The following is a 13,022-nucleotide window of genomic DNA, read 5'->3' as shown; positions in this document are numbered from 1 at the left end:
GGAAAGCGAGAACGAGTCCTTTGACCATGATACCACAACCAAGAGCTAGAAGTTTGCCGCCCGGGCAGTCAGCAGGTACACATCCGCGCCTACCTGCTGATAACCCGTCATTGTGGTTGACTGACCGATGCCCGGCCCCTGGTGAGGGCTGCCTGCTTCCAGCCAAGATTGGCATGCAGCCGGAGCACTGAGTGCGCCTGATCCACAATCTATAACGGCTGAAGCCGTCGATTGTGCACCGTGCAAGTCAGATGATAGGAGAGCGTGCCGCAAGCCCGATTACTCCCAAGCAGGTTCTATGCCAACTCCGTCATTGTATCATCCGAGCGGAGGGCGAACCTTTGAACAAGAGGTCTGGCGAACACATTGCAAAACTGTTCTCCCGAGGCTCATTGTCCGAGTGTGCCGCTCGCTATACCGAGATCTGCAGGGCACTTGGATCGCTTCGATCTGTCGTCTTCTCGTGTATTTGGAGCCATGCCCGGGAGGATGTCCAGATTGCCGACGAATGTGCCGTCCCATAGAACAATACGTTAGATGCACTATCGCTTCTCGGAGGAGGCAATAGAGCGATACATCGGCTGGATCGGCTTGTTCGCCAGTCTGGTCCTGGGTGCGTCAGCTGTCGCCGCGATCGTGTTGCAAATGCGTAGCCTGATGCCAAGCTGGTGGATCTACCTGGAGCGAGATTGGCGACGGCGCGGTGTCGGCGGCTCTGCCGATTGCGATGTTCACGGCGGCGACGGCATTGTCGGTGAGCGTGATCATGGGACGATTTCTCCTCAGTCTGTGCCGCGTTCGCAGCTCAGCGCGCATTTCTAAGCATGTACCTCTAAGCATGTACTACCTCTAAGCATGTACCGTGCCAAAGGAGAAAATGATTTCAAAACAGCATGATGGCTCTCATACGGCTATGTCGCATGTCTGACAGTGTCGGACATCGGACATAGCCGAACGCGGTTGAATGACGCGCGAATTGCGCTGTTCCCACGGAGAAAATCTGTCCGCCATCCCTGGACAAACGTCGGGTCCCCGACACCTGCTGTCGGGTTTGTCAGGTCCACGCCACGGTGCTGTGCGGCCCGGCGTCCTGCCGCGCTCTCATGGAAGCCCTTGAATAATCTGCACAACATTTCTTCTGAGGCTCGATCCACCAAATTGGCACGAGGTTTGCACAGTGTGCACGAGGTTTGCACAGTGTGTAAGGCGCTGACAGGCGGCCGTGAGCCATGCCTGCGGGAAATTAGTAACTTCAAACCAGTGTAGCCATGAACTACGCACAGCCGTGAGAGAGGAACCCTACGATGCCGAATCCAAGCCAAACTAGCGACCAGTGGTGGGTCAACGATCAAACGCCAGACAACCCTTATGGCAAGAACGAGGACTATGACTCCTTTCTTGATTATCTTGGGGCAATGGGCCGTAGCCTAACGCCAGCGAACGCTGAGGATCAACGTTTACGAGCTCAACGACCACCCCGAGTACAAGGCCGCCGCTATCGGCGCCTTACAAATGTGGTCCTCTGTCACCCCCCTGAAATTCGAGATCGTCGACGATGCGCCATTCAACAGCGCAACGGACTGGATCGAGGTTGTCAGCCCCGAGCTAGGCGAGCAGGACGATGGCAGCGCCTATTCGAGCAACCGCTATGTCAGCATCGGTCAGCGTTTCCATGACACGGAACCCAACAAGACGGATGTCGGCGGTTACGTCTTCGATGCCTTCATCCATGAATTCGGCCATGAATTCGGCCTCAACCATCCCGGGCTCTACAATTACAGCGGCCCGGGCGGCGTGCAGATCAACTATCTGAACAATGCGACCTGGACTTATGATCGCCAGCAATACAGCGTCATGTCCTATTTCGATGGGATCGATGTCGGCGAGACCAGCCGCTGGTCCGCCTCGACGCCCCTTATGGCTGACATCGAGGCCGTCATTCGCCGCTTCTTCTCCACCGTCGATGCGAATGGGGTGCGCACCTACCAGCACATCGACCTCAACACGGGCGACAATGTCTACGGCTTCGGCAGCATGCAACTCGGCTATCAGCTGACCGCCTCGGGCATGCAGCATGATATCGGCTTCGCGATCCATGACACCGGCGGGACCGACACGATCGACTTCTCCGGCTCGACGGCAGGCACGATCCTTGACTTGCGCGCCGGACACTTCTCCAGCGTCAATGGTCACAGCAACAATGTATCGATCTTCTCCGGACACAACGCGGATGGAACCGACTACTACATCGAGAACGGCGTCGGCAGCAGGTACGACGACATCCTGATCGGCAACGATGGGGCCAACGTTCTGGACGGCCGAGGCGGCGACGACCGGATGGCAGGCAACGGTGGCGACGATATCTATTTCGTCGATTCACCAGACGACATCGTTCGGGAGGAGTTCAACGACGGCAATGACACGATCATCCTCCTCGCCAGGAACTTGAAAATCAGGAAAGTCGCCAACGTCGAAAACATCATCTACGCCGATGAGTCGACGATCCAGCCTGGCGGCGGCAGCGAGACGCCACCCAGCGTCGGCGACAACACGATGAAAAGCCTCATCTTCGGCGACAACGGAAATGATACGCTTGGGGGCGGCGCCGGCGACGACACGATCTTCGGCCTGGGAGGTGACGACCTGATCATTGGCGGCCGCGACTCGCTCGCCAGTCGCGACGTCAACAACACGATCGATGTCGCCGACCTTGAAGACCAGACCGAAAGCGATGATGGTAACGACGCACTCTACGGTGGCGGCGGTAACGACGTCATTCTTGGCGGCCAGGGCAACGATATTCTCGACGGCGGCGCCGGCGATGACACGCTGAGCGGCCAGGACGGAGTAGATATATTCAGGGGCGGCGCCGGAGTCGACACAGTCGATTATAGCAAGGAGAGCCCCTCCCAACTGCTCGTCAACCTCGCCACGAACGTCGCCAGCGGCGGCACAGCCTCGGGTGATACTTTCTACAGCATTGAAAACCTGATTGGCTCCGATGACCGCATCGACCGCTTCATCGGCACATCCACCGCAAATCATTTCTGGGGCCGAGGCGGCGGAGATTATTTCAATGGCGGCGGCGGCAATGACGTCCTGGATGGCGGCAACGATGGCGACATCCTGTATGGGGAAGCCGGGAACGATACGATCATTGGCGGCGCGGGTCAAGACTATCTGGATGGTGGTTCCGGCATCGATACCGTCGTCTACACAGGCAGCACTGGTGGTGTGACGATCAATCTTGCTAGCGGCACAGCCACCGGTGGCGACGGTGATGGTACGGTGCAAATCGTTGGCCGAGGCACAGCTATCCGGCACGATATACTCGTCGGCTTTGAAAATGCCGTCGGTTCATCTGTTGATGACCATCTCATCGGCAATGCCCAGGCCAATGAGCTCTCCGGCGGCGCTGGCGACGACACGCTGACTGGCGGCGGCGGTGCCGACCGATTGAACGGCGGAGCCGGCAGCGACACGGCAGATTACGCTGATGCAGCGAGCAGCGTTAGGCTAACTCTCGCTGGAGGCAAGTCCGGCGGAGACAGGTATGTCTCCATCGAGAATCTGGCAGGCTCGGGATTCAACGACCGACTGACCGGCAACGGCGCAGCCAACGTATTGACCGGCCAAGGCGGGAACGACACGATCGACGGCGGCCGTGGCGATGACACCCTGCTCGGCGATTTCGCCTATCAGGGCGACGCGCCGCCGCGCCCTGGCATGGGAACCGGCTACGCCACGCTGGGGCCGGACGTGGCGAACAATTCGATCGCAGCCGCGTTCGACATCTCCAACAACTTCTCGCTCGCCAGCGATCCCGATATCTTCGATTCGACGACGATCCTCCATACGACTGTCAACGCCACCGGAAACGGTCAGGGCGGATACTATAAGGTCAATCTGGCGGCCGGTACGGTCATTACGATCGACATTGACGGAATTGCCGATCCGAATGTCCATGACAGTTGGCTTAGGCTGCTCGACAGTGACGGAAATATCGTCGCTCAGAACGATGATGGCGGCGGCGACCCCGGCTCTACAAGCAACCGGGACTCAAGCGTGGCATTTGTTGTCCAGGAGACCGGAACTTATTACATCGTGGAAGGCAGCTGGTCAGAGACGGCGCCGGGCAATGGCTGGGCGGAAGTTGTGCCGGAAGGCTCGACATATGAGTTGAACGTATCGGTCGAGTTTCCCCCTGCGCCGGCTCAGCCGGGCGTTGCGGGATCCGATAAGCTCACCGGCGGCGGCGGCAGCGATCTGCTGGATGGTGGTCTGGCGTCCGACACGCTCACCGGCGGCGCGGGAGAGGATACTTTCCGCTTCTCGACGGCGCTAGGGAACGGCAATGTCGATTGGATCAAGGACTTCAAGGCCACCGACGACACGATCCTGCTGGACAACCTCATCTTCGCGAGCGTGGGTGGCGATGGCGCTCTCGCTTTGGGCGCATTTCACAGGAGTAAGGCGGGCGTCGCTCATGACGCCAACGATCGCATCATCTACGATACAGATAGCGGCGCCTTGTTCTATGACGCCGATGGCGCCGGACCAGTTGCAGCCATTCAGTTTGCGCGGCTGAGCAAAAATCTGAATGTTTCGGCTGCCGACTTCATTATCATCTAACGCGAGCGCAGGTGGGGCGCTTTCGGGCGCCCCACCTAATTGTATTACAGTTGCAATTGGTTTCTCTTTTCGAATTACAAGCTGAGCGGCAATGCCGCCACCGCACGGGTCTTGCGGGGCGATCATGGAGAGTGTGTGATGAAGTGCCCGATCGACCGCCGCACAGTATTAATGACCGCCGGAGCTGCGGCTGTCGCCGCGGCCACCGGGCCAGTCGCTGCGCAATCGACAGATATTCGCGGCGCAGTCACGTTCGAGGGCGGCGCGGTTATCCCGGAAGGTCATCTTGAGATTTATCTCGAGGACCCTGCCATTCAGGATGATTCGCGACGTCGCGCCGCGAAAACGCGCACCAAAAGCGACGGCGGGTTAAAGGCGATAGCCTTTTCCTTGTCCCCGCCCGCAAGCTCGACTGCTTCGCCAACGCTGCAGATCGTTGCGCGCCTGGAGCGTGCGGATGGCTGGCTGGTCGCGCGGGGCAGCGCACAGTTCGAGGCGGGTTCGCCCGTCTATGTCACACTCAACGCAGTTATGTATTGACGGGCCAAGACCAATGGCTGACTACAAGAACTCATCTCGAAACCGATGTCGACGGCTGATCACCTAATGATCTTCACGAAGGTGGTATAACATAGGGCGGTGTCGATCCTCGTGAGGAGGTGCGCGATGGAGGACAACATTTGGCGTCCGGCGCATCTGACGCCGGGGCAGATGGAGGAGCGCCGCCTTGCGGCCGCGAGGCTGTTGCGCCAGGGGCGGCTCTGCCAAGCCGAGATCGCCCGGCAACTTAACTTGGGGGCAGTCGCGCCAGTGTCTCGCGTTGGGCCGCCACCCTGGCTCAGCAGGGCCGGCGCGGATTGGCCGCCCGAGCCAGAACTGGACGAGCGCCCCGGCTTGAGGAGGAGGCCTGGGCTCATCTGGCTCGGCTCCTGGACCGGGGTGCCATGGCCGCCGGCTTTGCGACCGAGCGCTGGACCCTGAAGCGCATTGCGGCCCTGATCGAGCGCGAGTTTCAGATCCACTATCATCAGCGCTATCTGGAGCGGCCCCTGAAGGCACATGGCTTGAGCGTGCAGCGCCCGGCCACATGGATTTGCTTCAGTTTAGATACTGCTGGCGAATGCGTTGGAGCGGAGGTCTGCGTTCAGGCTGTAGGGGCTTGGGTCCAGACCTGGAGGGTTCCATGTCGCTTCACCCAACCGTGAGTGGTGATGTTCCGACTTCGACCGCAACCGTGGCCCGTGCAGCCTTCCCCCAGGGCAATGCCTATCTGCGCTTGCGCGACCACCTTGGGACGATCTTCACCGACGCCCAGTTCGCGCCGCTCGTATGCACTCGGTGTGCGCCCTCTTGTGAGAGTGAGGTTTGCGCGTGACGTTCTGACCTTAAGGCTCGCTTTAAGGTCAGTAGATCGATGAAGATCGAAGTTCTCGGCACAGAGCGCCGGCGGCGCTGGAGCCTCCCGGACAAACTCCAGATCGTGGAAGAGACAATGCAGCCGGGCGTGACGGTGACCGAAGTGGCCCGCCGTCAGGGGCTCGCGCCCAGTGTCGTCTTCACCTGGCGCCGTCTGGCTCGCGAAGGCCGACTGGGTGACGTCGGTCCCGCCTTCATGCCGGTCGAGATCACGCCCGTCCCAGCCCAGGCTCCGTCGGTGGCCTCGCCATCGCGGCGTACCGGCCTGATCGAGATCGTCCTGGGCCGCGGGCGCCGCATTCGCGTGGATCGCGAGGTCGATGCCGAGGCGCTGCGGCGGGTGCTGCAGGTGGTGGAGAGCCTGGCATGATCCCGGTCCCGACCGGCGTGCGCGTGTGGCTCGCCACCGGCCACACCGATATGCGCAAAGGTTCTGGCGGCCTCTCCCTGCTCGTGCAGGAGACGCTCCAGCGCGATCCGCATTCGGGCAACCTGTTCGTCTTCCGGGGCCGCAGAGGCGATCTGATCAAGGTTCTTTGGTATGACGGCCAGGGCCTGTGTTTGTTCTCGAAGCGCATTGATCGGGGCCGTTTTCTGTGGCCCTCGCCGGCCGACGGCACGGTGGCGATTTCCACCGCGCAGTTGGGCTATCTCTTGGAAGGCATCGACTGGCGCAATCCCCAGCAAACCTGGCGCCCGACCGCCGCCGGATGAGCGTCAAAGCCTTGCAAATCAACGCTTCCGTGGCACACTCGAAGCGTGGCAAATCACCCCGATCCGCTTCCCGCCAGTCTGGCTGACGCTCACGCGATGATCCGCGCCGAGCGCGCCGCACTCCTGGCGGCAGAAGCCCGGGCGGGGGATCTGGAGATCGCGCGCGCTGCGCTGGAAGTCGCCCGGCTTGAAGTCACGCAAGCCCACGCCGTCCGCTATGCCCTGGAACTCGAGATCGAACGGCTCAAGCTGCAGATCGCCAAGTTGCGCCGCCAGCACTTCGGCACCTCATCGGAACGCAGTGCCCGTCTCGAACAACTGATGCTCGCTCTGGAGGACCTGGAGGAGAGCGCCGCTCACCTGGATGCCGAGGCCGAGGCGAAGGATGCCGCGGCAGCACCGGAGGTCCCCCAGTGGACGGTCGAAGAGTTGAAGCGGGCCAAGCCCGCCCGCCGGCCCTTGCCCGGACACCTGCCACGCCGGCGCGTTGTCCTTCCTGGCCCGACCGCCTGCGCCTGCTGTGGCGGAGGCCTGCGCAAACTCGGGGAAGTCGTGAGCGAGACCCTGGAGCGCATTCCGGCGCGGTGGGTTGTGGTGGAGACGGTCCGTGAGAAGTTCAGCTGCGCAGCCTGCGAGACGATCACCGAGACGCCCGCACGCTTCCATGCCATTCCGCGCGGCCGTGCCGGTCCCCACCTGCTGGCTGAGATCACGGTTGGCAAGTTCGGGCTGCATCTGCCGCTGACCCGCCAGAGCACAGTGTTTGCCCAGGAAGGGGTCGATCTCGATGTCTCGACCCTGTGCGACTGGATCGGTGCGGTCGCGGTGGCGACCCAGCCTCTGAGTGCGCTGATCACCGAGCATGTCCTCAAAGCCGAGCGGCTGCACGCGGATGACACGCCGGTGCCGGTGCTGGCCAAGGGCAAGACCAAAACCGGTCGGCTCTGGACCGTGGTGCGCGATGATCGTCCCTTCGCCGGGGCCGATCCACCCGCGGCCGTTTACTATTACTCGGCCGATCGCAAGGGTGAGCACCCGCAGTCTTTCCTGAAGACCTACAGCGGGATCCTGCAGGCGGATGCCTATTCCGGCTTCGGGCAACTGTATGAACCGGGTCGTGCGACCGGCACGGCGACTGAGGCAGCGTGTTGGGCACATGCGCGCCGCCCATTCTTTGAACTGGCTGAGTTGAAGAAGGCACCGATCGCGATCGAGGCGGTCAAGCGCATCGATGCCCTGTTTGCGATTGAGCGCGCAATCATCGGCCGGCCGCCTGACGAGCGACGCTCTGTCCGTGTGGCTCAATCCAAGCCTCTGGTGGATGATCTGGAGAGCTGGTTGCGGGCTCAGCGTGGACGGTTGTCGCCCAAGAGTGAGACCGCCAAAGCCATCAATGACATGCTGCGGCGCTGGGCTTCGTTCGCGCTCTTCCTCGACGACGGGCGGGTCTGCCTGTCGAACAATGCCGCCGAGCGGGCGATCCGCGGCATTGCCGTCGGGCGCCGGAACTGGACGTTTGCCGGCTCGGATGTGGGTGGCCATCGGGCAGCGGCGCTGTACACGCTGGTCGAGACCTGCAAGCTCAATGAGGTTGACCCGCGCGCTTGGCTGGCTGACGTGCTGGCACGACTGCCGGAGCATCCAGCCAGGCGCCTTGTCGAGCTCCTGCCCTGGAACTGGGAGCCCTTGCGGGATCAGCAGGCGGCCGCCTGATCTCAGGGCTGTCGCGTAAACAGCGCCTTGAAGAGTTCCTCAGCCTTCTGGAGCCCCTCATCGGTGAGCACGACGGACTTGGTCTTGTTGACCGGGTCACAGATCAGGCCCTTCTCATAGAGCCTGTTCATCGTTGCCCAGTCAAAACCCTTCCAGGCCCGATAGCCATCATGCAGCGTCAGCCACAGCAGGGCGAGAACCGCCTCATCGATCTTGTCGTGGTCGATCTCCATGCGGCCACTTTACCACGCCGCGGTCGAAATTCCGCGGTCCTCCGCGGATGCATACCGCCGCTCTTCGCCCATCGCGGACAACCGGCGGAATGCCCATGGCGGCTGGCGCTGGTGACCCTGCTCCAGTTCGCCGAGAACCTGTCCGACCGGCGGGCGGCCGATGCTGTTCGCAGCCGCATCGACTGGAAGTATCTGCTAGGGTTGGAGCTGACCGATCCCGGCTTCGACGCTTCGGTTCTCAGCGAGTTCCGCGGCCGTCTTGTGGCAGGCGGCGCGGAGGAGCATCTGCTCGACACTCTCCTGGCGCTGTGCCGTGACCTGAAGCTGCTGAACGCCCGGGGCCGGCAGCGCACCGACTCCACCCATGTCCTCGGAGCCGTCCGCTTCCTGAACCGCCTCGAGTGCGTGACCGAGACCCTGCGGGCTACCCTGAATGCCTTGGCGATCGCCGCCCCCGCGTGGCTGCGCGCTGAGGCGGATCCTGCCTGGCTGGAGCGATATGACCGGCGGGCTGGCGATCACGAGGTGCCGCAAGGCGAGGCGAAGCGGCGCGCCCACGCCGAGCAGATCGGTCGCGATGGTCATCAGTTGCTTGCGGCCATCATGGCTCCTGGTGCGCCAATATGGCTGCGACAGATCCCGGCTGTTGAGTTGTTGCGGCAGGCCTGGGTCCAGAACTTCTGCCTGATCGACGATGCTCCGACCACAGGAACTGCGGCGCCACTTCGGGTGCGGTGGCGGACTGATCAGGAGGGGTTTCCACCCTCCTTGCTGATGGTCGCCTCGCCCTACGATCCGCAGGTGCACTACGCCAAGAAGCAATCAACGATCTGGATCGGCTACAAGGTGCATCTGACCGAGACGTGCGACGAAGGCGGACCACACCTGATAACGCACGTGGCGACCACGCCGGCACCCGTCGTTGATCGCGACGCGCTCGAGGACATCCATGCGGCGCTCGAAGCCAAGGGTCTGCTGCCCGATATCCATCTGGCCGATGCCGGTTATGTTGCGGCTGACCAGCTTGTCGCCAGCCGGAAGAAAGGCGTCACGCTTTTAGGGCCGGCTCCCAAGGATTATCAGTGGCAGGTCCGGTCAGGCGAGGGCTTCACGATGCAGGACTTCCTCCTCGATTGGGAGCGGGAAGTCGCGACCTGCCCGGCAGGGCATCAGAGCAAGAGCTGGAGTCCCGACTACCATCAGAGGCGAACCGCCTTCAAAGTTCGCTTCTCGACAACAGATTGTCGACCTTGTCCCCTGAAGACACAGTGTCCCCGAAGCGAGCGGCGCCTGCTCACGCTACGACCACGCGAGGAACACGAGACGCTGGAAGCGGCTCGCCAGCGCGAGGAGCAGCTTGCCTTCTCAAAAGAGTATCGACAGCGCGCCGGCATCGAGGGAACGATTTCGGCGGGCGTCCGGGTCCTGCATCTGCGGCGCTCGCGCTATATCGGTCTCGCCAAAACGCATCTGCAACACGTGCTGACGGCTCGCTGCCTGGCAGCGGCGCGAGGGCTGTAGAAATTGGAGTGGCGCAGTCTCCAGCATGCTTAGGATATGGGGTTAAGCAGCAACGTCAATCATCTCCTGGCTCGATGAGATTTTGGGAAGCGTCTTCCAGCCATCGACCTTGCGCATCGTGATCTGGCCGGACGCCAGCAGCGCCCAGAACAGCATGGCCGCGGTCGCCGCTGAAGGCAGCACCGTCTGGGTCTTGATCCGCCGCTTGAACTCCTCATGCAGCCGCTCGATCGCATTGGTGGTTCGGGCCGACTTCCACTGCGAGGGCGGCAGCTTTGTGAACGCAAACAGTGCCTCGCCGGCCTCCTCCAGGCTGTCGGCCACCGCCGGATGCCGCAGCTGCCATTTGCGAACAAAGGCTTTGCGCCGCTCCTTCATCTCCTCGGCCGTGGCGGCATAGATCATATCCGTGTAATCGGCCGTGATCTCCTCATGCAGCCGCTTGGGCGCATGGGCGAGCAGATTGCGGTGCTTATGCACCGTGCAGCGCTGCAGCGGGACCCCCTCCCACACCGCCGCGAGCGCCTGCTCCAGGCCCGGCGCGCCATCCACAATGACAAAGGCCGGCCGGCGCAGCTGGCGTGCCACGAGGTCGTCGAGCACCGCACGCCAGGCGGCCGTGGTCTCCCCGCCCATGTTCTTGACCGCCAGCAGCACCTTCTGGCCATCCTCGCGCACCCCGATCACCACCAGCAGCGAAATCGAGGTCGCCTTCCTGTCGAGCCGGACCCGCACCACCGTGCCGTCAAGGATCAGCCGGACGATCGGCTCGTCGGCGAGCGAGCGCTGGTTCCAGGCTTGCCAGTCGGTCTGCACCTTGCGCCAGACCCGGCTGACCGTGTCCTTGCCGATGGCTCCGCCGAACAGGGCGGCTAAGGCCCGGCGGACCCGCCGGGTGTTGGTGCCGGCCAGATACGCTGAGGCAATCAGCGCATCGGCGGCCTTGGTGCGCCGCTGATAAGCCCGAAGGGTTGCGCTTCTCCACTCAGTGGTGCGGCCATCCTCGGTACGCAAGCGCGCTCGCGGCACCGAAATCTCTGTCTGGCCAAAGGTGCCGGTCAGGCTGCGGCAGCGGCTGCCATGGCGATAGCCGTGAGTGGAGGCGGGTGGTGCGGGACGCTCCTTGCGGCCATAGCGCGGCCGGCCCAGAGCCGCCTCGAGTTCCGCCTGAATGAGGGCTTCGATCCAGCCCCGCACCCGCTCGCGCACGCCGGTCTCGATCGGGTCGATCCAATCGTCGAAAAGCCGGGCTTGCGGCTGGCCGGCAGGATGCGCAGCATCTGTCTTGCTGATAAGGTCCGTCATGGCGTGGTCTCCCACGGGACCGGAGCGCTCCAACGCCCGAATCCCGCTGTGTGGGTTGCAGCACCCGGAGACTACGCCACCCTCAAAAGTCTACCACCTCCCGGACGGCACCCGCTGCCTGGATTACCGGCACACCGCTTGCACGAACGCGTCAATCCGTATTGGTGCTTGGATTAGTGGCGCACCACTTGCGCAAACTCGTCAATCCGCAATTACCAAGCTCATGATGGCTCCGACCCCAGCGTGACGAACTCGCCAGCAGTATCGGGAAAGTGGAGAGCACTTCTTATCATCCAGGAGGTGCTCCATGCCCCACACACGCTTTACGAGAGAGTTTCGGGATGAGGCGGTGCGGCTCGCTCTGACCAGCGGCCGCAGCCGACGGGCGATTGCTGAGGATCTCGGCGTCGGCCTGTCGACCCTGCGCAGCTGGATCGACCGTCGCCATGAGCACGAGATCGACGCTCCGCCCGAGGAGCGGCAGGAGGACATGGCGACCGAGCTGAAGCGGCTGCGGCGCGAGAACGAGATCCTGCGTCAGGAGCGGGAGATCCTGAAGCGGGCAACAGCTTTTTTCGCCAAGGAGGGAAGTCGATGAAGTTCCGGTTCATCGATGCGGCGAAAGAGAGCTTCCCCGTCACCCGTCTGTGCCACGTCCTCGATGTCAGCCCCAGCGGCTACTTCGCCTGGAGATCGCGTCCAGCCAGCCCGCGCCAGCGGGAGGATCTGGTGCTGTTGGCCCACATCCGCTCGGCCTTCACCCTCTCGAAGGGGACCTATGGCAGTCCACGCATGACCCGCGAGCTGCAGGATGAAGGACTGCAAGTCGGTCGCCGTCGGACCGCCCGGCTGATGCGGGAGAATGGCCTCAAGGTGCGGCAGAAGCGGCGCTTCAAACGCACCACTGACAGCCACCACGCCTTTCCGATCGCACCCAACCTGCTCGAGCAGGATTTCTCAGCCACTCGTCCGAACCAGAAATGGAACGCCGATATCTCATACGTGTGGACGAACGAGGGCTGGCTGTATCTGGCCGTGGTCCTCGATCTGTTTGCTCGCCGGGTGGTTGGTTGGGCGGTGAGTGACCGGCTGCACAAGGAACTCGCGCTCGAGGCGCTGCGCAAGGCTCTGGCGATCCGCAGACCCGGTGAGGGGCTGACCCACCACGCGGACCGCGGCCGTCCAGTATTGTTCGATCGCGTATCAGGCCGAGCTGAGGAAGCACGGCATCCGGATCTCGATGTCCGGGACAGGGAACTGTTACGATAATTCGGTGGTCGAGACCTTCTTCAAGACCTTGAAGTCCGAGTTGGTCTGGCGCACCGTCTTCCAGACGAGAGTTAAGGCCAAGGCGGCAATTGGTCGTTACATCGATGGCTTCTACAATCCCGTCCGGCGTCATTCGACACTGGACTATGTCAGCCCGGTTCAGTTTGAAAGGCTGGCCGGACCGCTACAAAACCGCTCTCCACTAAACTGAAGCAAGAC

General features: G+C 62.4%; 8 protein-coding genes and 3 pseudogenes. 9 read left to right on the top strand and 2 right to left on the bottom strand.

What is annotated here, in order from left to right; all coding sequences use genetic code 11:
• Positions 1-537: 537 nt before the first annotated feature.
• From U0023_RS28940 to tnpC, 7 genes and pseudogenes are all read left to right on the top strand, one after another.
• Entirely contained in the window at positions 538-822 is a 285-nt protein-coding gene (locus tag U0023_RS28940) for a hypothetical protein (RefSeq protein WP_040639770.1), read from the top strand.
• Between the two features lie 482 nt (positions 823-1,304).
• Positions 1,305-4,632, top strand: a pseudogene (locus U0023_RS28935) (M10 family metallopeptidase C-terminal domain-containing protein).
• 138 nt (positions 4,633-4,770) lie between these two features.
• On the top strand, positions 4,771-5,172 hold the full coding sequence (locus U0023_RS28930; RefSeq protein ID WP_009495291.1) for a hypothetical protein: 402 nt from the start codon (positions 4,771-4,773) through the stop codon (positions 5,170-5,172).
• A 317-nt stretch (positions 5,173-5,489) separates the two neighbouring features.
• Positions 5,490-5,837, top strand: a complete 348-nt coding sequence (locus U0023_RS28925) for a winged helix-turn-helix domain-containing protein (RefSeq protein WP_245273183.1) — start codon at positions 5,490-5,492, stop codon at positions 5,835-5,837.
• Positions 5,838-6,046: 209 nt separating this feature from the next.
• Positions 6,047-6,418: an IS66-like element accessory protein TnpA gene (gene tnpA, locus U0023_RS28920; protein ID WP_009495287.1), complete on the top strand. Its 372-nt coding sequence runs from the start codon at positions 6,047-6,049 to the stop codon at positions 6,416-6,418.
• On the top strand, positions 6,415-6,762 hold the full coding sequence (gene tnpB / locus U0023_RS28915) for an IS66 family insertion sequence element accessory protein TnpB (protein ID WP_009495286.1): 348 nt from the start codon (positions 6,415-6,417) through the stop codon (positions 6,760-6,762). The genes tnpA and tnpB overlap by 4 nt, the downstream gene beginning before the upstream one ends.
• 96 nt (positions 6,763-6,858) lie before the next feature.
• A complete protein-coding gene (gene tnpC / locus U0023_RS28910; protein WP_009495285.1) occupies positions 6,859-8,475 on the top strand; it encodes an IS66 family transposase in 1,617 nt (538 codons plus the stop codon).
• A gap of 2 nt (positions 8,476-8,477) precedes the next feature.
• Here tnpC and U0023_RS28905 read toward each other — a convergent pair whose 3' ends face one another.
• Positions 8,478-8,708, bottom strand: coding sequence for a DUF6429 family protein (locus tag U0023_RS28905; protein ID WP_009495284.1), 231 nt, complete (start codon positions 8,706-8,708; stop codon positions 8,478-8,480).
• A gap of 75 nt (positions 8,709-8,783) precedes the next feature.
• On the opposite strand from U0023_RS28905, the pseudogene U0023_RS28900 reads away from it, so the two are divergent.
• Positions 8,784-10,229 (top strand): annotated as a pseudogene (locus U0023_RS28900) (IS1182 family transposase); the annotation flags it as partial.
• Positions 10,230-10,271: 42 nt separating this feature from the next.
• On the opposite strand, the gene U0023_RS28895 reads toward U0023_RS28900, so the two are convergent.
• Positions 10,272-11,534, bottom strand: a complete 1,263-nt coding sequence (locus U0023_RS28895; RefSeq protein WP_009488662.1) for an IS256 family transposase — start codon at positions 11,532-11,534, stop codon at positions 10,272-10,274.
• 307 nt (positions 11,535-11,841) lie between these two features.
• Between U0023_RS28895 and U0023_RS28890 the strand changes: the two are divergent.
• Positions 11,842-13,014: pseudogene (locus U0023_RS28890) on the top strand (IS3 family transposase).
• The last annotated feature ends 8 nt before the right edge of the window (positions 13,015-13,022 follow it).

The organism is Microvirga lotononidis (assembly GCF_034627025.1).
GTDB lineage: Bacteria > Pseudomonadota > Alphaproteobacteria > Rhizobiales > Beijerinckiaceae > Microvirga > Microvirga lotononidis.
Note: the sequence above shows the minus strand (reverse complement) of the source record. Positions and strands in the feature narration are given on the sequence as shown.